This window comes from Nonlabens sp. (assembly GCF_965660805.1).
GTDB lineage: Bacteria > Bacteroidota > Bacteroidia > Flavobacteriales > Flavobacteriaceae > Nonlabens.
This window is the reverse complement of the sequence record NZ_CBFIBE010000023.1, coordinates 15155-36152: the sequence shown is the minus strand read 5'-3', so window position 1 is coordinate 36152 and position 20998 is coordinate 15155. Positions and strand designations below refer to the sequence as shown.

Annotated in this window: 17 protein-coding genes and 1 pseudogene; 12 read left to right on the top strand and 6 right to left on the bottom strand. The window is 37.6% G+C overall.

Annotated elements, in window-relative coordinates; translation table 11 throughout:
* Window positions 1-744 (bottom strand): kynureninase (gene kynU / locus ACTF48_RS07245; protein WP_438962486.1); only part of this gene is annotated, 744 nt, incomplete at its 3' end.
* Window positions 744-1424 (bottom strand): selenophosphate synthetase, encoded by a 681-nt coding sequence (locus ACTF48_RS07240; protein WP_438962485.1) that lies wholly within the window; start codon window positions 1422-1424, stop codon window positions 744-746. The genes kynU and ACTF48_RS07240, both read right to left, overlap by 1 nt.
* A gap of 106 nt (window positions 1425-1530) precedes the next feature.
* Here ACTF48_RS07240 and ACTF48_RS07235 point away from each other — a divergent pair, with 106 nt between their 5' ends.
* The 7 genes from ACTF48_RS07235 to ACTF48_RS07205 all read left to right on the top strand — a co-directional run bounded on the left by ACTF48_RS07235 (window position 1531) and on the right by ACTF48_RS07205 (window position 9421).
* A complete protein-coding gene (locus ACTF48_RS07235) occupies window positions 1531-2814 on the top strand; it encodes a multidrug effflux MFS transporter (RefSeq protein ID WP_438962484.1) in 1284 nt (427 codons plus the stop codon).
* Entirely contained in the window at window positions 2804-4003 is a 1200-nt protein-coding gene (locus ACTF48_RS07230) for an NAD(P)/FAD-dependent oxidoreductase (RefSeq protein ID WP_438962483.1), read from the top strand. Before ACTF48_RS07235 ends, ACTF48_RS07230 begins: the two co-directional genes overlap by 11 nt.
* Window positions 4004-4159: 156 nt before the next feature.
* Entirely contained in the window at window positions 4160-5674 is a 1515-nt protein-coding gene (gene gpmI / locus ACTF48_RS07225) for a 2,3-bisphosphoglycerate-independent phosphoglycerate mutase (RefSeq protein WP_438962482.1), read from the top strand.
* A 6-nt stretch (window positions 5675-5680) separates the two neighbouring features.
* Window positions 5681-6271, top strand: a complete 591-nt coding sequence (locus tag ACTF48_RS07220; RefSeq protein ID WP_438962481.1) for a thioredoxin family protein — start codon at window positions 5681-5683, stop codon at window positions 6269-6271.
* 224 nt (window positions 6272-6495) lie between these two features.
* Window positions 6496-7569: a MauE/DoxX family redox-associated membrane protein gene (locus tag ACTF48_RS07215; protein WP_438962480.1), complete on the top strand. Its 1074-nt coding sequence runs from the start codon at window positions 6496-6498 to the stop codon at window positions 7567-7569.
* Between the two features lie 195 nt (window positions 7570-7764).
* Window positions 7765-8574 (top strand): type I methionyl aminopeptidase, encoded by an 810-nt coding sequence (map, locus tag ACTF48_RS07210; protein ID WP_438962479.1) that lies wholly within the window; start codon window positions 7765-7767, stop codon window positions 8572-8574.
* A gap of 70 nt (window positions 8575-8644) precedes the next feature.
* A complete protein-coding gene (locus ACTF48_RS07205; protein WP_438962478.1) occupies window positions 8645-9421 on the top strand; it encodes a class I SAM-dependent methyltransferase in 777 nt (258 codons plus the stop codon).
* A gap of 102 nt (window positions 9422-9523) precedes the next feature.
* Here ACTF48_RS07205 and ACTF48_RS07200 read toward each other — a convergent pair whose 3' ends face one another.
* Both ACTF48_RS07200 and ACTF48_RS07195 read right to left on the bottom strand, forming a co-directional pair.
* Window positions 9524-10552, bottom strand: a complete 1029-nt coding sequence (locus ACTF48_RS07200; RefSeq protein WP_438962477.1) for an FAD:protein FMN transferase — start codon at window positions 10550-10552, stop codon at window positions 9524-9526.
* Window positions 10549-10908 (bottom strand): Na(+)-translocating NADH-quinone reductase subunit F, encoded by a 360-nt coding sequence (locus ACTF48_RS07195; RefSeq protein WP_438962476.1) that lies wholly within the window; start codon window positions 10906-10908, stop codon window positions 10549-10551. Before ACTF48_RS07195 ends, ACTF48_RS07200 begins: the two co-directional genes overlap by 4 nt.
* Before the next feature lie 116 nt (window positions 10909-11024).
* Between ACTF48_RS07195 and ACTF48_RS07190 the strand changes: the two are divergent.
* The 5 genes and pseudogenes from ACTF48_RS07190 to ACTF48_RS07170 all read left to right on the top strand — a co-directional run.
* Window positions 11025-13190, top strand: a pseudogene (locus tag ACTF48_RS07190) (GH92 family glycosyl hydrolase); the annotation flags it as partial.
* Complete coding sequence (locus ACTF48_RS07185) at window positions 13188-13964, top strand: discoidin domain-containing protein (protein ID WP_438962487.1); 777 nt, start codon at window positions 13188-13190, stop codon at window positions 13962-13964. The pseudogene ACTF48_RS07190 and the gene ACTF48_RS07185, both read left to right, overlap by 3 nt.
* A gap of 51 nt (window positions 13965-14015) precedes the next feature.
* Window positions 14016-15689, top strand: a complete 1674-nt coding sequence (locus tag ACTF48_RS07180) for an MFS transporter (RefSeq protein ID WP_438962475.1) — start codon at window positions 14016-14018, stop codon at window positions 15687-15689.
* Window positions 15690-15716: 27 nt separating this feature from the next.
* Window positions 15717-16721, top strand: coding sequence for an isoaspartyl peptidase/L-asparaginase family protein (locus ACTF48_RS07175; protein WP_438962474.1), 1005 nt, complete (start codon window positions 15717-15719; stop codon window positions 16719-16721).
* 196 nt (window positions 16722-16917) lie between these two features.
* Window positions 16918-17781: a DUF6252 family protein gene (locus ACTF48_RS07170; RefSeq protein WP_438962473.1), complete on the top strand. Its 864-nt coding sequence runs from the start codon at window positions 16918-16920 to the stop codon at window positions 17779-17781.
* A 93-nt stretch (window positions 17782-17874) separates the two neighbouring features.
* Here ACTF48_RS07170 and ACTF48_RS07165 read toward each other — a convergent pair whose 3' ends face one another.
* Together ACTF48_RS07165 and nqrF are read right to left on the bottom strand one after the other, a co-directional pair.
* A complete protein-coding gene (locus ACTF48_RS07165) occupies window positions 17875-19509 on the bottom strand; it encodes a T9SS type A sorting domain-containing protein (RefSeq protein ID WP_438962472.1) in 1635 nt (544 codons plus the stop codon).
* A gap of 175 nt (window positions 19510-19684) precedes the next feature.
* Window positions 19685-20995, bottom strand: a complete 1311-nt coding sequence (gene nqrF, locus ACTF48_RS07160) for an NADH:ubiquinone reductase (Na(+)-transporting) subunit F (RefSeq protein ID WP_438962471.1) — start codon at window positions 20993-20995, stop codon at window positions 19685-19687.
* Window positions 20996-20998 lie beyond the last annotated feature (3 nt).

Genomic DNA, 20998 nt, shown 5'->3' with positions numbered 1-20998 from the left:
ATTCATGTATTTATAGGTACACCACACGGCAAAGTCGGCTCCAGAATCGTGCAATTGTAAATCTACATTTCCTGCTCCATGCGCACAGTCAAAACCTACCATGGCTCCAGCATTATGTCCTAATGCTGTAATTCTTTTCAAGTCAAAAAACTGTCCCGTATAATAATTTACAGCACCTACCATAATAAGAGCGATCTGATCACCTTGTTCTTTAAGTAATTGTTCTAGATCTTCTATTCTAGGTGTGTGCTCACCTTTACGTGGTGACCATTCTATAATATGTTCTTTATCATCATAACCGTGAAAATTCACCTGTGACGCAACGGCATAGCGGTCACTAGGGAAAGCATCGGCCTCGATGATAATTTTAGTGCGATTACCTTTAGGCTGGTAAAAACTCACCATCATTAAATGTAGGTTTGTAGTAAGCGTATTCATGATGACTACCTCGTGAGGTTGTGCACCTACGATTTGCGCCTGTGTTTCTGTTAAAAACTCATGATACGGCATCCATGGATGTGCGGCATGAAAATGCCCTTCTACACCTAGTCGTGCCCAGTCGTCTAGTTCTTGGTTTAGAAAAGTTTTGGTCTGTCGTGGTTGTAGGCCTAGCGAGTTGCCACATAAATAGATGCTGTCTGTTCCATCTGTGTGTTTTGGAATATGGAAGCTTTCGCGAAAGCGAGATAATTCATCATCGCGGTCTAATTGTAATGCTTTTTCTTTAGAAGTGCTGAATTCCATTATTTGTTGAATTCTATGTTAGTTAAATGTATACGAGTCATGCGGTCTGGTGTGCGATGATCTGTGGCGATCTTAATGCCGTTTATAGTTTCAAATTTTTCAAAGGTATTCATCATTCCTACGACGGTATCGTTTTTCTGACGGTAAACCCATTCACGCAGATTGTGATCTTTATCATAATACACATCATAAGCATCTCCAGGTGAGTAGCCGCCGTCTTTATTATATATGATTGTAAACATGTCTAGCGTGTCTTTAGAAATAGGCGCAATAGCAGCTGTTTTTTCTATGATCTGGGTACCTTGATCAGTCATGAATTTAAACTCTGGAATGAGCCAGTAGATATCGTTAACAAAAGCACGGTCTGCACTGGTCTGTCTGTCATCCTTAGATTTGTTCCTATTGTAATGTACCGTATCTGGTGGAGCGATGAGTGTTACATCACCTGTGTTGCGATTCCAAGTCCAGTTGCGTGCATATAAGGTTTGCCCCATTTTACCTACGGAGAATGTGAACTTTACTTCGTTGATTTCATCCCAGTTTTCTATTCCAGCGTTATGAGCGATTTGCTCAGTAGTAGATCGCACTGGAGTTTCTTTTACTTCTTTTGCTTCTTTGGTAGTGTTTTTACAACTATACAAAGTAACTAGTATTAAAAGGAAAAGAAGTGTTTTTTTCATAAGTGTTCAATTTTGCCTTAAAAATACAATATATCTCATGGTTATTAAATCGTAAACCTTTCCTAATTCTGTGCTTTAAGCATTTTCAAAAAAGTAATTTTGCAATGTGAAAGTAAAACAGGTAGATCGAGAAAATATAAGCAAAGGTAGAAAGACCAGCATTATCATAGTGCTAGGAACACTCATTGCTATAGGTCCTTTTTCTATAGATGCTTATTTACCTGCTTTTCAACAAATTGCTGGAGATTTTAAGGTAGATACCAGCGCGATAGGATTTACACTTACTACTTATTTTATAGGGATAGGATTAGGACAACTGGCTTATGGTCCATTAATGGATCGTTATGGTAGGCGACGACCATTAATTGCAGGATTGATTCTTTACATAGTAACGAGTATAGCCAGTGCTTATGCCTGGGATGTGAACTCGCTTGCGACCTTGCGGTTTTTCTCAGCTCTAGGAGCTTGTGCAGGAATGGTAGCGAGTAAAGCAATAGTAAGAGATCTATTTGATGAAGAAAAAGTGGCTGAAGTGTTGAGCTGGCTCATGTTAATCATGGGAATTGCGCCCATTATTGCGCCATCTATAGGCGGTTTTATCATTAAATATTACCACTGGGACATGATATTTTATGGGCTTGCAGGATTTGCCATGCTCATGCTTTCTAATGTTATTTTTATTTTGCCTGAAAGTTCAAGACCTAATCTTGCCACCAGTTTACATCCAGTTCCCGTACTGAGAGAATACTGGACTATATATAAGGACAAAGCTTTTTTCTTATTCTCCACAGCACGTGGTTTTGTAATAGGAGCTTTACTAGGTTATGTAGCTGCTGCGCCTTTTATATTTTTAGAATACTTTAATATGGGGCAGGATTACTTTGCGATCATCTTTGGTAGTAATGCCGCTGGACTCATTGCCGGTAGCCAGTTTAATAGATTTTTCTTGAAACGCTATACAACTTTTCAAATCACTTATGTGGTGAGTATCCTTTTATTAATCGTGACCTGTTTCTTACTAATTCACGTGAGCTTTTTTGATCCTATATTCTGGATCGTTTATCCATCCTTATTTTTAATGATGACTTTTATAGGATTCCAAAACCCTAATGTAACCGCGCTGGCCTTACAACCATTTACAAAACGTGCTGGTAGTGCGAGTGCTTTTGTAGGTGCGGTGAGTATGATTTTTGGGTCATTTGCGAGCTGGTTTGTATCTAGTTATGTGACCGTATCTTTGTTCCCTCTTGCTATGATGCTTGCTGGTTGTGCAATTTTTGGTCATGTGGCTATTGAGACTTTTAGGGTGAAGTATGCTCGTGGATACGCTTTTGCAAAAGCGTATTTAAAACATCCCTATATGAGTTTAAAGCGTGAGAATGAAAACTAGCTACCATACCATCATCATAGGCGGTGGTGCCGCAGGATTCTTTACAGCAATTAACCTAGCTGAGCGACTGCCTGATGCAAAAATCGCCATACTAGAACGTGGTAAAGAGGTCCTACAAAAAGTACGTATTTCTGGCGGTGGACGCTGTAATGTCACGCATGCCGAATTTATCCCTAAAGAGTTATCAATGAACTATCCGCGTGGTGAAAAGGAACTCTTAGGTCCATTTCATAGTTTTATGACTGGCGATACCATCGCATGGTTTGAGGAACGTGGCGTAGAATTAAAAATAGAAGAAGATGGACGCATGTTCCCTACCACAAACTCTTCTCAAACCATTATCAATTGTTTTCTAGAACAAACTCAAAAACTAAAAATAGATATCCTTACCAGTCATAATGTGACTAGTATTCAGAAAGATAAAGAGTGGAACGTCATTACTAAACAGGAAGGATTTCACTGTAAAAACCTAGTAATTACAGCAGGAAGCAGTCCTAAAGTCTGGGAAATGATGCGTGGATTAGGTAACAACATCATAGATGCTGTACCTTCCTTATTCACCTTTAATCTAGTAGATAAACAAATTACAGAACTCGCTGGAATTGCTCTAGAAACTCAAGTAGCCATACCGCAACTAAAACTAGAATCTCAAGGCCCATTATTAATCACTCATTGGGGTTTTTCAGGTCCTGCTATTTTAAAAATGAGCGCTTGGGGCGCAAGAGAATTACATCATTCAAATTATAAATTTGACCTAGTGATCAATTGGTTGAATTATATCTCTACACAAGAATGTTATGAAACGCTAGTAACCCATAGAACAAGTAAAAAACAAGTAGGTAATGAATGGCTCTTTGACCTACCTAAACGATTGTGGAAGTTTCTAGTAGAAAGTATACAGCTTAGCGATAAAAACTGGGCAGATTGCTCTAATAAGGAGCTACAGAACCTAGCAACGGTTTTAACCGCAAGTACTTTTTCGATTAATAGTAAAAGCACCTTTAAGGAAGAATTTGTAACCGCTGGCGGCGTGGATTTAAAGGAAATCAATTTTAAAACCTTTGCATCTCGCAAGCAAGAAAACCTGTATCTAGCTGGAGAAGTGCTTAATATAGATGCCATTACTGGTGGTTTTAATTTCCAAAACGCCTGGACCGGTGGCTGGATGATTGCGCAAGCGATAACTTAGCAAGACTTCGAAATTAGAGATCAGAATAAGACTCATCTATTCTTTTATTTCTAACTTCTATTTCTCCAAGACCGAAATCGGTTTCGGATAAAATCATTATAAAATCCAGTTTTACAGACCTCATTTTCTTAATTTTATGGCTTAATAATTTGAGATTTGGATAAGAAAACGATTTTAATGATTCTAGACGGTTGGGGAATTACGCAAGACCCAGCGGTAAGTGCTATTGCACAAGCAAACACACCTTTTATAGACAGTTTATACGATAACTATCCACATGCGACCTTGCGCACAGATGGTGAACACGTAGGATTACCAGAAGGTCAGATGGGAAACAGCGAGGTAGGACACATGAATCTAGGCGCTGGAAGAGTTGTGTATCAGGATTTGGCCAAAATCAATAAAGCCATTAAAGAAGATACCCTTAAAAATGAGCAAGTACTGGTAGATGCTCTCGCTTTTGCGAAAGCGGAATCAAAAAAAGTTCATTTTCTAGGACTAGTATCTGATGGTGGCGTGCATGCACACATTAACCATTTAAAAGCATTACTAGATGTCGCCGAAGCTCAAGAAGTAGAAGATGTTTTCATACACGCATTTACAGATGGACGCGATGTAGATCCTAAATCTGGCGCAGGACATATTGCAGATTTAGAACAGCACATCGCAGGAACAAAGGCACAACTGGCTACCGTAACTGGACGCTATTTTGCCATGGATAGAGACCAGCGATGGGAACGTGTTAAAAAAGCTTATGACGTGATCGTACATGGAATGGGGCAACCATCTCATGACGCTTCAAAAAGCATACAGGATTTTTATGATCAAGGTGTTACAGATGAATTCATAGAGCCTATCGTTCTATTAAATGGTACAGAACCTGTAGCTACCGTAGAAGATGGAGATGTAGTTATCTTTTTTAACTATCGCACAGATCGCGGACGTGAATTAACTCAAATGTTATCTCAAGAAGATCACCACGAGCAAAACACGCATGCGCTAGACCTGTACTATGTAACGATGACTAAATATGATGATAGTTATAAAAATGTCAAGGTCATTTTTGAAAAAGATAATTTAAAAAACACTTTAGGAGAAGTTATAGCAGCGGCCGGAAAAACTCAAATACGCATCGCCGAAACCGAAAAATATCCACATGTCACCTTCTTTTTTAATGGTGGACAGGAAAATCCTTTTACGGGTGAAGAACGTATTATGTGTAATTCGCCAAAAGTAGCTACCTATGATCTACAACCAGAGATGTCTATAGATTGTGTTTCCAGCAGTATCATCCCAGAAATCAACAAAAAGAAAGCTGATTTTATATGTCTCAACTTTGCAAATCCAGATATGGTAGGCCATACCGGATCTATGGAAGCTGCAGTAAAAGCATGTGAAGCAGTAGATCAAGCGGCACATGATGTAATTACTGCCGCTATAGAACAGGATTACACCGTTATTGTTATCGCAGATCATGGAAATTGTGAGGTCATGCTCAATGCAGATGGTTCTGTAAACACGGCACACACTACTAACCCAGTACCGATTATTCTCGTTGATAAAGAGCTCAAAAAGGTAAAGGATGGTATCTTAGGAGATATCGCTCCTACTATTTTAAAACTCATAGGTATTCCACAACCTGCAGAAATGACTCAAAAACCTTTAATCTAAATAATTATGAAAAAGATCATTCTACTTGCTGCCATAGCTGTTTTAGCATCTTGCGGTTCTCAAAAAACCACCTCTAGTAATGATGCGGCCAGTGTTCAAAAGACGCAACCAGAAACTCCTGTACAACCGCAAACTCCTGAACCACCTCAACTATTAAACGGTCATCTCTATGGAATCCAGACTAAAGAGGCGTTCCAGCAAGCACCTTTTGCAACATGGTTTCAACCTCGCTATGAGGCTTACACTCTTGATGAGGAAACTAAAAAAGCCTTAAAAAAAGAAATGAAAGGTGTTAAAATAAGAGCTTATATGGGAACTTGGTGTGGAGATTCTAAACGTGAAACTCCTAAGTTCTATAAACTATTAGATGAAATAGGTTTTAAAGAAAAAAATCTCACACTTATCACCGTAGATCGTTCTAAAAAGAAACCCGTAGAACTAGTTTCAAGTTATGATGTAATACGTGTACCTACTTTTATATTTTACCGCAAGGGTAAAGAAATAGGTCGTTATGTAGAGCGCCCTAGAGAAAGTCTAGAAAAAGATGTATTAAAAATAGTGACAGGTGAGCCTTATAAGCATGCTTATGATCATTAAAGGTTGGAGAAAATCTGGTATACCAATTCATCATTTTAAATGCCGTATATAAACCGTTTCTTTTTAAGTTTTTATTCGTTAAAAAACAATTCAATTTATAATAGTGTATTAAAAAACAAATAGATATTAAAGAATCGAGAAGTTGTCACTTCTCGATTTTTTTTTACTTTAGGTGAGTATAATACCAAAAGTAATTATTTTACTAAAATGAGAGATTTGCAGTAATGACAGCTTCCTTAATTCATAACGCTATTCTCAAATACACGCTTATCTGCTGCTGGATTTTAACTGCCATTATAGGGTATCATGGCTTTTTTAAAAACCACGAACTATTAACCATTCCATTACTCAACCTGGAATTACCATGGTTACTAACTCTAGTAACTGCAGTCATCATGTTTACTACGGCAATTCTTGCTGTGTTCTCTCCACCTGCAACTGGAACTTACTTATATGTCATATCATTACTTTCTTACCTCATTATTTGTATAGGTGATATCCATAGAGTAACACCTTACATGATAGTGTTCTACGGTATTTTTACTTGTTTTACTTTTCTTAAAAATGACAGGCATATTTTTTACACGGCTCTCATTTTTATTCTTAGTGGTGTTTATCTATTCAGTGGCTTGCATAAATTTAATACGGGTTTCATAGAAGACATCGCTCCACTATTTTACTTTAATTCTTTACCCGTTTCATATAATCCTACAATAGGTTATGCCATGGCGGCATGTGAAACATTATTAGGCTTACTGTTACTATTTAAATCTACTAGAAAAATAGCTGCCACACTACTTATAACCATGCACTTGATTATTATCTGGAAATTGAGCCCTTTGAAATACGGCTGGAACTATATCGTTATTCCCTGGAACTTGATCATGATGGTAAGCCATCTTTATATTTTAAAGCAGTCTAGTACTTCACGCTTTAAAATAGGCTCTCGAAGTGCCGTTTTTATAGGTCTAGCAATATGTTTCTGGGCAGTACCAGCCATGTCGCAATTCTTGCCTATTCCTGAAAATGTTTCTCAAAAATTATACTCTGGTAAGTCTATTGCAGGCTACATTAGTTTCTTTAAAAAAGAAGAGCATTTTAAAGACATGGACCTTAATAAAGATCCAGAAACCACGCTTATCTCCTTACAGCAACTATCTATGGAGCAACGTGGCATTGGGTTTAATCCAGAGCTCAAATATTATGAGGCCGTTTATATTCGCTTTTGCGAAAACTACTCTTCAACAAACCAACTCCATTTTGAAATGCCTCATGAAATCATTAAAAACCTACCTTAATGTATGAGTGCTATTCAGCTTAACCAAGAATTAAGCGTCTCTCAAAAATATGGAATTCTAAAATCATAGGCGAGCCAACAATCGTTAGACTCAAGTTATTTATTAAAGTGAGAGTTTAAGTTTAAAAATTTACATTTTTCATTTGAACCAGACATCGCTTTGTAATCCCTATTTTTGCACTTTATTATAAAATCTATGATTGTTACAAAAACAAGAGAAGAATTAGAAATTATGCGTCGTGCAGCGCATATGGTAAGTAAAACACTTGCTATGGTCGCTGGCGAGATTAAACCTGGTGTCACTACCTTAAAGCTAGACACCATGGCCGAAGAATTTATACGTGATCATGGTGCCATTCCAGGATTTAAAGGACTTTATGATTGCCCTAGCACCTTATTAATTTCACCTAATGAAGAGGTCGTTCATGGAATCCCTAAAGATGAACCTATTAAAGACGGCGATGTCTTATCTGTAGATTGTGGTGCGATAGTAGATGGATTTTATGGTGATCATGCTTATACATTTGCCGTAGGAGAAATTCCTAAAGAAACGCAAGAATTACTAGATCGTACTAAGAACTCTTTATATTTAGGTATTGAGCAATTTAGAACTGGAAATCGTGTGGGAGATGTAGGTTATGCAATACAGAATTATTGCGAAAGCTTCGGATATGGAGTAGTACGAGAGTTAGTAGGTCATGGTATAGGTCGTACCATGCATGAAGATCCACAAATGCCTAATTATGGTAAACGTGGTCGCGGGAAAAAGTTTGTAGAAGGAATGACCGTAGCCATAGAACCTATGATTAACCTAGGTACTAAAAACATAAAGCACTATCCAGACGGCTGGACCATAAAAACCAGAGACCTCAAACCTAGTGCACACTTTGAACATGATGTTGCCATCATCGATGGAGAACCTAGGTTGTTAAGTACCTTTGACTATATCTATGAAGTACTAGGAATTTCTAGTGATGAAGAAGATAAATATAGATGGCCGGAATAGTCTACAATAAAAACAATTAATTAGGTACAACAAGATTCCGCATCAAGTGCGGAATGACAGTTCCATCTACATGAAACGTATTTTTAAATTTTTCCTCAACCTCATCCCAAGACCTGTACTTATCAAAGTAAGTTATTGGGTGCGACCACTTATAGCATGGTGGTATCGTGGTGATCGATATACTGATCCTATTGATGAAAAATCCTTTAAGAGCTTTCTTCCCTACGGTTATGGAAACGTACGTGAAAATGTACTTTCACCTTCGACACTTTCCCTAGAACGTCACCGCTTGCTTTGGTTGTACCTCACTAGAGAAACAGATCTATTTACTCGTCCACAATCACTACTGCATGTGGCGCCAGAACAGTGTTTTTATAAACGTTTTCGCAACAGCGATATTATCAACTACACCACTACTGACCTACTATCACCGCTGGCAGATGTGAAGGCAGATATTTGCAACCTGCCGTTTGAGGATAACAGTTACGATATGATTTTGTGCAATCATGTCCTCGAGCACATTCCTGATGATCATACAGCCATGAAAGAACTCTACCGTGTACTGAAACCAGGTGGAACAGCGGTTCTTCAAATTCCTCTAGAGAATGATCGTGAAGTGACCTTTGAAGACGATAGTATTACTGATAAAGTGGAACGAGCCAAAATATTTGGGCAATATGACCACGTAAGAGTTTATGGAATGGATTACTTTGATAGACTAAAATCCATAGGTTTTCAAGTTCTAGCAGTAGATTACACTGCTCAATTAAGTCCCGAAGAGCTAGACCGCTATAGACTAGCTGCTGGAGAATTAATTCCTGTGGTGCGTAAACCGCATCTCGACTAAGGCTGGATAGTATTATCAACGAAAAGTCTTGAGTGGTGAGTAATTAGGAAGCCTATAGTTTAACTCATTGAACCTTGAACTTTCAACCTTAAACCTCACAAACTACTTCTTCACATAAGCATCAAATCCTGCCGATTTTTCAAAACGCAACATACCGTATTCATCCAGGTACATGATTAAAACTTCTATGTGATCTAATTGCGGTAGTAACTGTTTAGATTTCTCTAATGGCATAGCCATAAAAGCAGTCGCATAGCCATCTGCTAGGGTACAATTTTCTGCAATGACATTTACAGCCACGACATTACTAGGAACTGCCTGACCCGTTAACGGATTTACCGTATGTACATATTCTTGACCACTTTCTTCATCCAGTTTAAACTTGCGGTAGTTCCCACTACCAGCCATCGCTTTATCTTTTAAGTTAAGTGCTATAAGCACCATTTTTTCACCTGTTTTACTTTTCTTAGGCGCATTAACACCTACTAGCCAGTCGGTATCTTTTTCTAGGTTATGACCTTTTGCAATTACCTCACCACCTACTTCAACTAAGTAGTTTTCAACTCCTTTTTCATTCAACATTCTAGCGATATAATCTACTAGAGTTCCTTTACCTATAGCGTTAAATTCTAGGTACATTCCTTTTGTGGTACTTTGCACTTGATATCCATCAGCTACTGTAGTGATGCTCATTTTATCAAAACCTATGTATTGTAGCAAACTATCTATTTGTTGTGAACTAGGTGCTTTTTCTTGACTACCATCAGCGCCAAAACCATAAGCATTTACCAGATTCCCAACGGTAGGATCAAAATAGCCATCCGTATCTGTGTGTACTTGTTTGGCAAAATCAAATACTTCTTTAAATGCTTCTCCTACTACAATGGTGCTATCACCAGCATTGATTTGATTGATTCTAGAATCAGGAACCCAGGTGGACATACTCTGGTTAAACATATCGATAATAGCCTCTACATCTGGTTTAATGTCTAGCTTCTTATCATGAAAAAATTTTATACCATAAGTAGTTCCTATAGCATTCCCTACAAATGTTTGAGTCGTTTTAAGGTCGTGTTTCTCACCGCATGAGATGATTAATAAGAAAGCTGCAGCTGCTACTATTTTTTTCATTTGATTTCTATTAATCCGGCAAAATTCACGGTGTAGTCTTCATCGTGGTGCACGGGTATTTCAAAGTTACGGGAATTTGCCAGCCCTACACCGGCATAATAAGCACGAGCTTTATACTTACTGGCATGCTCTCGCATTTTATTCATAAAAACAACATCATACTCCACAGGATTTGCTGGATACTGAACAGCTCTCACCACCACAAAATGTAAATACTTATCCTTAAGCGCTACAAATTGCGGATCTTTTTTAGGCTTAGAATTTATAGATAAAAACTCAAAACCTAGCTCTTCCATTTCTTTACCTACTATATTCATAGCGAGTTGATGCAGTTCTTGTTCTGTAAGTGGTGTCATGTTACAAAGATAAAGTTCAAGAATGGATTATAAGCCTGATTTAACACGCTTTCGCAAAAGCGTACTTAACAAAATCATTGCTTTTACTATATTTAAAGATTGCTTGTAAAGTCCTTATGAAAAATATATTATACTTAGTCACTATCGTGATGGGATCTATCTCTCTAAACAGCTGTAAAGAAAACCTAAAACCAGAAGAATCAGCCCTTATCTCTAACTTACCGTTAACCGCTTATGTAAATCCGTTTATAGGAACTGGCGGACATGGTCATACCTTTCCAGGTGCGACCATGCCTTTTGGGATGATGCAATTATCACCAGATACTAGGCTGGATGGTTGGGATGGATGTAGTGGTTATCATTATAGTGATGATGTGATTTATGGCTTTTCACACACGCATTTAAGCGGTACTGGTGTAAGTGATTATGGCGATATTTTACTCATGCCTACCACTAAAGAGGTTTATAACAACGGCGCAGATGGAAAAGAAGGTTACTCTTCAAAATTTTCTCATGATAACGAAAACGCAAGTCCAGGATATTATGAAGTCCATCTAGATGACACAGACATTGATGTAAGATAAACTGTGACTGAGCGTGCTGGTGTTCATGAATATCGCTTTCGCGAAAGCGAAAACCAATACGTCATTCTGGACCTATTACATCGCGATAAATTACTAGACCATGATTTACAATTTATATCAGACACACAACTACAAGGAAAAAGATTCTCTAGCGCGTGGGCGACTCAACAAATGTTGTTTTTCTATATGGAAACCTCACATCCTATAAAGAATTGGGATCGCAAGTATGAAGTAATTCCAGAAGTAGTCGCTTTAGAATTTAACAACCCTAACAACGAACCCATCACCATTAAAATAGGAATTAGTGCAGTAGATGAAGCTGGTGCAAAATTGAATTTAGAAACAGAAATAGGTGATAAAAGCTTTGATGAGATTCAACAACTAGCTGAAAGTACGTGGGAAAAAGAACTTTCTAAAATTGTAGTTCAAGATGAGGACAGTGATCACCTTACGAATTTCTACACCTCATTATACCATACCATGCTGGCACCTCAACTATATCAAGATGTGGATGGTCGCTACAGAGGAATGGATTTAGAAATTCATGAAACTACAGCATTTGACTACTACACGGTTTTTTCTATGTGGGATACCTATCGTGCGGCTCATCCATTGTATACCATAATTGATGAAAAACGAACGAATGATTTTGTAAACACCATGCTAGCAAAATATGATGAAGGTGGCATAATTCCTATTTGGGATTTAAGCGCAAATTATACCGGTTGCATGATAGGTTATCACGGCATTCCTATCATAGCAGATGCTTATATGAAAGGTATACGTGATTATGACATCACTAAAGCTTATAAAGCGATGCGCCACAGCACGATGCAAGATGAACTAGGATTAGACTCTTATAAAAAGCTAGGTTACATTCCTGTAGAACTAGAAAGTGAAAGCGTTTCTAAAACACTAGAATATGCCTACGATGACTGGTCACTCGCTCAAGTCGCAAAAGATCTAGGAAAAACAGATGATTACAAACTATTCACCCAGCGCGCACAGAATTATAAAAACCTATTTAATCCAGCGACTAACTTTTTCCAAGGCCGCCAGCGCAACACTTGGTTTGCACCTTTTAGACCAGAAGAAGTGAATTTTAATTATACTGAGGCAAATGCGTGGCAGTACAGTTTATATGCACCACAAGATATTTCTGGACACATCAACTTAATGGGTAGCGAGCAACGTTATGAGGAACATTTAGATGAACTATTTACAGCACCTATGGAAACTAGTGGACGTCATCAGGCTGATATCACAGGACTGATAGGTCAGTATGCACATGGAAATGAGCCATCACATCACATGGCATATCTATATAACTACATAGGTAAACCACATAAAACTCAGGAAAAAGTACACGAGATTCTTACTACGTTGTACACTAATGAACCTGATGGCATTTCTGGAAATGAAGACTGTGGACAGATGAGCGCATGGTATGTATTGAGTAGTTTAGGTTTTTACTCGGTGACACCAGCTAGCAATAAGTACACTATAGGAGCACCACTATTTGATAAAGCCACGATCAACCTAGAAAACGGGAATACATTTACGGTTATTAAAGAAGGTGAAGGGATTTATGTTGCTGGTGTGGATTACGCTTTGGCGGAAGCAGAATTACAACCACATCCCTACTCTTACATCACTCATGACATGATTAAAAATGGTGGAACACTAGTATTTCACATGAGTGAATCACCTACATCATGGGCAATAGAAAAAGAGGCTAGACCTGTTTCTGAGATTAAAGATCATCAAATTGTCACGCCACCATTTATTGAAAAAGGTGCTATTGCGTTTACAGATAGTACGGTTGTAAGCCTTAAAACGCTAGATCCATCTGCTGAAATTATGTATGTACTAGATGACTCTACATGGCAGAATTATACTAAACCCATTACCATACACAATGCTGGTGATCTTACGGTTATTGCAAAAAAAGGTAATGAAAAAAGTCCAGCGGTTACTACGCAGTTTTTTAAATACGATAAGGATTTAAAAATCACCTTAAATCATAGCTACGCAAATGAATATAGCGCTGGTGGGAACGATGCACTCATTAATGGCATGCAAGGAACAAAAGATTTTAGATCTGGTGCATGGCAGGGAACTCAAGATCAAGACTTAGATGCATTAATAGATTTAGGAAAATCTAGAACATTGAATGAGGTAAGAGTTAACTTTTTAAAAGATCAGCGCAGTTGGATTTTCTGGCCTAAGACCGTCACTTTTGAATATCTGGATGAAAACAAAAAAGTGATGGATCAGTTTGTGAAGTCGCTACCTGACACCGGTAAGGAAGAAGTTGCTGCCATTCACAGCGTGACCTCTATTCCTAAAAATAAACGCGTGCGCTATGTACGTATGAAAGCTACCACGTATGGGAAACTTCCCGATTGGCATTTAGGATATCCATTTGATGGGACTGCATGGATTTTTGTGGACGAAATTACGATCAACTAAACCTATATTTACAAATCTAGAATTATAAGAGTCATAACATAAAAACCAACTATGTCACAACAAAATAACAAATCAGCACTGGCTACTTTAGTAACAGTATTTTTTTTCTGGGGTTTTATAGCCGCTTCAAATGGTGTTTTTATTCCGTTTTGCAAAACCTATTTTAATATAGACCAGTTCCAATCTCAATTAGTGGACTTTGCTTTTTATGGAGCTTATTATATAGGCGCCCTATTTTTATTTGTTTTATCGAGTTCTTTAAAAAAGGAAATTCTTAATAATTGGGGTTATAAAAATGGGATTATATACGGGTTATTGCTGTCTGCTATAGGGGCATTTGTAATGTATCCTGCCACAGCTGGAGCTGAACAAGGTCAAACCAGTATTTTCTATTTAGTTTTAGTAGCTCTATTTATAGTGGGCTTAGGTTTCTCATTACAGCAAACCGTAGCAAATCCTTTTGCTATTGCACTAGGTGATCCTAAAACAGGTTCACATAGATTAAATCTCGCTGGCGGCATCAACTCCTTTGGAACTACTATAGGTCCTATAGTAGTCAGTTTTGTGATTTTTGGAGCAGCAAGCTGGACTACAGAAGAATTAGCTTATAAAATTAACACTAATGAGATCACTTTAATCACCGTTCAAATGCTGTATTTATGCGTAGGTGTTTTATTTCTTGCCGCAGCAGCACTGTTCTATTTTTCTAAAAAGTTACCATCATTAAAATCAGAGACCGTATTTGAACCAGCAAATAAAGCAAGAAATGTATTGATTGCTCTTACGGCAATCGTTGTAGGCTGTTTTGGATACATTTTCAGCACTTATATGGGTGACGTCATAGTAACTGAAGAGCTGGAAAACAAAAGGCTAGGATTATTAATAGTAGCTCTTTTAGGTGTCGTTGCTTGTTTATTATTTGCTCTTTCAAGTTCTTCTAAAAAGACAGAAGGTTGGGGCGCCATGAAATATCCTCAACTTGTGCTAGGCATGCTAGCTATCTTTACTTACGTAGGAGTAGAAGTGACTGTGGGAAGTAACTTAGGTGAGTTGCTAAAAAAAGCCGTGGATGGAACTAACATAAATGCCTTAGGACTACCTACCCTAAACGATGCACAGCTAGGACCTTTTATATCACTATACTGGGGTGGACTTATGATAGGCCGCTGGGTAGGTGCGATAACTGTTTTTAACCCAAGTAAAGGATTGAAAAAATGGCTGCTTATTATAGTTCCTTATGTAGCGTTGGCAATTATTGTTTTAGTAAACTATATAGGTGGAAAAACTTTTTCTAGTAATGAAGTTCTATTTTTTGCCGTTTGTGTCGCTGTTCAAATAGGCGGTTTTTTCTTTGCAAAAGATAACCCAGTAAAAACTCTTAAGATATTTAGCCTACTAGGAGTAATAGCCATGCTCATAGGCTTATTCTCCTCAGGTAACGTGGCGTTATTTGCCTTTTTATCTGGCGGTTTATTTTGCTCTATTATGTGGCCATGTATCTTTACCCTTAGTATTGCTGGACTGGGCAAATATACTTCACAAGGATCTGCCTTTTTAGTGATGATGATTTTAGGTGGCGCTATCATTCCACCGCTGCAAGGTAAACTAGCCGATGTTTTCAGTATTCAATCCTCGTACTGGATCGCAGTATTGTGTTTTGGTTATTTACTTTTCTATGCTTTTAGGACAAAGCAGGTTCTAGACAAACAGAATGTTACTTATTAAACTTTATAATAGTTAACTACTTAAAATATGAATAGAAGGTCTTTTATTAAAAATGCATCATATACAGGAGCTGGAATAGCCGCTGCAGCGACTGGGATAAGTTGTAACAGTGGTGCGTCTCATCCAGACCAGGAACAAGTAAAAGAAATATCTGTGAAAAATAATAAGAATAAACCCATCGCAATTTGTACCTGGGGATTTACAAAAGCAAATGAAACAGCTGGAAAAGCGCTAGACTCTGGTATGAATGCACTAGATGCAGCCATTAAAGCTTGTGCCGTTGAAGAAGAGAATATTAAAAATACTACTGTAGGCAAAGGTGGTGCACCAGACCGGGAAGGAAATGTAACCCTAGATGCTTGTGTCATGGACTCTAATGGTGATTGTGGAGCGGTAGTTTGTGTAGAAAACATAACCAATGTAGCTGCCCTTGCCAGAGTAGTTATGGAAAAGACTCCTCATGTCATGCTAGCCGCTACAGGCGCTGAAGAGCTCGCTTACAAACACGGTTTTCAAAGGGAAGATTTACTAACAGAAAGTTCCAAAAAATCCTACCAAGAATGGCTGAAAACCAGTGAATACAAACCCATTATAAACATAGAAAATCATGATACCATAGGAGTATTATGCATGGATAAAAACGGTGATATAGCTGGAGCCTGCACAACCTCAGGATTATCTTATAAAATGAAAGGTCGTATAGGAGACTCTCCTATCATAGGCTCTGGACTTTTTATAGATAATGAAATAGGTGGTGCAGCAGCAACCGGAATGGGCGAGGAAATTATGAAAACTGTAGGTAGCTTTCTTATAGTAGAACTCATGAGACAGGGAAAATCACCACAAGAAGCTTGTGAAGCAGCTGTTAAAAGAATAGTTGCAAAAAACCCCAACCACACTAACTTTCAAGTAGCTTATATCGCCATGAATAAAGCAGGAGAAACGGGTAGTTATTGTATCCATCCTGGATTTGCAATGATGGAATACAAAAATGAACATAATAAGAGAATTGAAACAGTCTCCTATTTATAAAGCATGTAAAGTTTCTTTTCCTAGAATAAACTGATTTTCTTACTTCATTGAAGTTAATAATTCATTGTAACGCGGTAGACAGGAAATGACTTTAAATCAAAAAGAAATGATTTATAGACCATTATAAATTAAATAATTATTTAAATTGAGCATCATCTTTATGCTTATTACTTTTATATTGCAAAAAAATAATAGAATGAAAAAAATAATTGGCCTTTTATTGATAGCTTTTAGTATTGCTTCTTGTACCACAGATATTGAACCTATAGATCCAGGATTAAACCCTAATAATGGAGGAAATGGTAATTTAAACGCTTTATTCACAGCAGACATAGATGGCGTTTTTAATGATTTTACTAGCACTGTACAAGCCGTGTTAACTGAAGATGGAGTAACAGTAGGAACTAATGGTGACCCTACATTAGCGGTTCAAGTGTTTAATCCAGCAGTAGGAACATTCAATGTAGACGCAAATAATACAAATACAGGTGCAATAATTGCGTACTCATCTGGTGTAAATAGTTTGTATGTGCCAGCAAGTGGAACAGTTACCATCACTAGTTTTGATACTGTTAATGAAACAGTTTCAGGAACATTTACTGGTGTGATGTCTGACATTGCAGGAGTAGATCCAGATGTAATTATCACTAATGGTGTTTTTCAAAACATTATGTACATAGTAACCACATCGACTGATGAATGTGAAGCAGACATAGATGGTACTGCTTTTGTTGCAGATTTCTTTGCGTCAATTGAAATTAACAATCAGATAGGTATCACGTTTAGTAATAGTTTAAACGAGCAAATAAACCTGTCATTTCCACTAGGCGTGACCGCTGGAACCTATCCTATTGAAGGTCTTGCCGGTACTTATACAGGTACTTATGAGGACACAACTGGGACAGTTTACCATTCAGTAGCTGGTAGCGGTGACTTAATCATCACCAGTGTGGCTAATAATGTATATGAAGGTACCTTTAACTTTACTGCAGAGGAATCTGGCAATCCAGGAAATGTCGTTGTAGTTTCTAATGGTAATTTTGTTTATGATAATAATTAGTAGTACGCTTTCGCTAAAGCGTAATAACTAATTCCCACCTAGTAAAAAACCCGAGTACTACCTAGTCACTCGGGTTTTTTAATGGTCAGGATTTTACTGTTTTACAAATTGGAAAACTTGACTACTTTCATTAAACCGTATAAAATAGTGCCCAGAACTTAATCTAGAAACATCTAAGGTACTATTGTCAACTCGTGTCTCAGAAGCTATCGTTTTACCATTTAAATCATATAAAACGTAGGCCGTATTTGCAAGAACATCTAGATTTTTAAAAAACACTTTATCTACGACTGGATTAGGATAAAAACTTATTTGCAGGTGCGCTAGATCATCTGTACTAGCTGTTGAGCAAGTTGCATTTATCATAAGCGGCTGGTTACATACTTGATTAGAAGAACTATCTAATTGAACTATTTGAGCACCTGCAACTTCATCTGGATGTAAAATTCTACGATCCACACCAGATGAAATAGAAGGAAACATTACATAACCCGTATTCAACACATGGCCATGATTTCTAACATGACCTAGCTCATGTAGAGCCACAGAATAAAAGTCAAACTGCGGCCCGATAGTAGGGTTTAAACTATAATTAAAATTAATATTTGCATTAAATAGTAAATCAACATCTGCAACAAACCACCTGCCATTACCTGAACACGCGCTAACAGAAGTTAAGGCTACACCTAAAACCGAATTACCTAACGCATTATCAAAACCCACGACGCTTATTCCATCGTTAGTTCCAGCGGCAGCACTTGAAGTACTCAACTCATCATATTTAAAATCAATTTCACTCTCACATTTCCATATCTCCAGTGCTTCTTTAAATCGATCAATAGCGCTTACATTTGTAAAATTGGGCTGAGGAACAAATTGAATTCCATCGAGGTGCTTTGCTGGTAGATGAATAGAGTTGATACCTGTATTTAAGGCATTTGCTTGATCTTTTATATTTGAAGTAATCCTTAAAACCTGGGTGCTCGATGCAAAATTTGTGCTACTTCCTACTCTTATCTGACCAGTTCCAGCATTACTAGGCACTTTAAAAACTATTTGAGTATCAGACCAGCTCAGGTACTTATAAGATTGTGAGTGAGAAATTAAACTATTAGGATTATTTGCAAATGGCGTCCATACTTTAATAGCACCGTTAGGACCAGTAGCTCCAAAACCACTACCTGTAATAGTTATAGTTTCTCCTATTCCAGCAACTACATTGAGTGGGCTTATGTTATTAATGACTCGACTAGAGGTACTCGATTTCTCTTGAAATCTGATAGATAAATAATCCATCGCCATATAGTTTTCATTAATTTCCTGTAACTGGTCAGGACTCAATACATCATTAAGTTCTACAAGCGACTGACCTAGAAAAGACACTTCATATTGCGATCCATCTACTATAGGATTTAGAAAAAATATGCCATGCATACCTACCTGAAAAGAATTACTGGGTGATACCTCTAGGCGTTCTAATCCTATAGTTCCACCTAGGTCTGTAAGAATTATTTCATTGGTCGAGCTAGAACCCTTTAAAAGCGATCTAATTTGTAAATGATAATCAGTATAAATTCTAGAATCCATTCTATAGCTGTCGGCACTATGAATCGTTGCTTCTATAACTAAGGCGCTATTTTTAAACTTAAAACTGTTGTTACGTTGAATGATTTGCGCACTGCATAATGAGCAGATCAATAAAGTGATGATGGTGTGTATAGTTCTCATAATATCAATGATTTATATCAAAACTATATAGATCCTATCCTAAAAAACAGCTGTAATTTATGAAACATCTATTACGATAGATGAACTGTTCACTTCAAACCATAAAAAATCCCGACCATTTCTGATCGGGAATATAATTAGTAACGCTTTTCGCGAAAGCTTGATTTACAAGATTTTATCCTCCAAAATCATCAAAACGTATGTTCTCATCTGGGATACCGAAGTCTTCTCCCATCTTTTGAACAGCCTGATTCATCAATGGCGGACCACAGAAATATAATTCTATATCTTCAGGAGTATCATGATAATTCAAATAGTTATCAATCACACAATTATGAATAAAGCCTACAAATCCATCACCTTCTCCATCGATACCATCTTTAACCTTCCAGTTATCTTCTTCCATAGGCTCAGATAGTGCCATATAAAATTTAAAGTTAGGGAAATCCTTTTCAAGCGCTTTAAAGTGATCTATGTAGAATAGCTCTCTCTTAGAACGACCACCATACCAGTAAGTAACTTTTCTTCCTGTTTTAATAGTACGGAATAACTCATAGAGGTGAGAACGCATAGGTGCCATTCCAGCTCCACCACCTACATAAAGCATTTCTGCCTCAGATTCATTAATAAAGAACTCACCATAAGGTCCAGAAACAGTTACTTTATCACCAGGCTTCTGGTTAAATATATAAGAACTCGCTACACCAGGATTCACATCCATCCAGGCGTTCTTAGATCTATCCCATGGTGGCGTAGCAATACGCACATTAAGCATAATATCACGACCTTCAGCTGGGTAAGAAGCCATAGAATAAGCTCGTTCCACAGTCTCAGTATTTTTCATAACTAATGGCCATAAACCAAATTTATCCCACTCAGCTTGAAACTTATCAGGGCTATCATGCTCTTCTGGGTGAGCAGTGATATCCATATCTTTAAAGTTTACCGTACATTCCGGTATCTCGATTTGAATATATCCACCAGCCTCATAATGCATATCTTCTGGTAAACGCACTACAAATTCTTTAATAAAAGAGGCAACATTATAGTTACGTACCACTTCAGCTTCCCATTTCTTGATACCAAAAACCTCTTCAGGAATCTCGATCACCATGTCTTGTTTTACCTTAACTTGACAACCTAGTCTCCATCCTTCAGCAATTTCCTTACGAGTAAAGTGTGGTTCTTCAGTAGGAAGTATTCCACCACCACCATCTTTAACAATACACTTACACTGAACACAAGTTCCACCACCACCACAAGCAGATGGTAAGAAAAGTTTATTATCACCAAGGGTAGATAGTAGTGTACCACCAGAACCCGTAGTAAGATCTCTTTCTCCATTCACATTAATGGTCACAGGACCAGATGGAGAAAGCTTTTGCTTCACAAAAAGTAAAAGCGACACTAATATCAAAGTTATCAGTAAAAAAGCTGCTACGGTAGCTATAATCGTTCCTGTAGTATCTGCTGCAATTAATATCATCCT